This window comes from Adlercreutzia sp. DFI.6.23 (assembly GCF_024462535.1).
In the GTDB taxonomy this organism is placed as follows: domain Bacteria; phylum Actinomycetota; class Coriobacteriia; order Coriobacteriales; family Eggerthellaceae; genus Adlercreutzia; species Adlercreutzia rubneri.
Genome location: NZ_JANGBP010000364.1, coordinates 1 through 315 on the forward strand (window position 1 = coordinate 1; position 315 = coordinate 315).

The following is a 315-nucleotide window of genomic DNA, read 5'->3' on the forward strand; positions in this document are numbered from 1 at the left end:
CAACCTCATCTGGGTTTCCTTCGAGGACGCGCTGGCGTCGAGCATCTGCGCCGTCTTCGACGCGGTGGAGTACCTCATCGGTGCGGGTGTCATGCGGGCCTGCGCGAGCGGCGCCTACGGCGGCTTGGCCGAGACGCTGGTGAAGGCGGCCGTGGGCAATGGCCTGGGTATCACCGTGGACGAGGACATCGACATGGGCCAGCTGTTCGAGCCGGCCTATGGCACGTTCGTGATCGAGCTGGCTGCCGGCGAGGATGCCCAGTCCGTCGTCACGCGTTTGGAAGACGCTGGACTCGACGCCAACGTGGATGTGGT

Annotated in this window: 1 protein-coding gene; it reads left to right on the plus strand. The window is 66.0% G+C overall.

What is annotated here, in order from left to right; all coding sequences use genetic code 11:
• Window positions 1-315, plus strand: a 315-nt coding sequence (locus tag NE591_RS13740; protein ID WP_256156917.1) for a hypothetical protein, incomplete at both ends; no start/stop codon positions are given.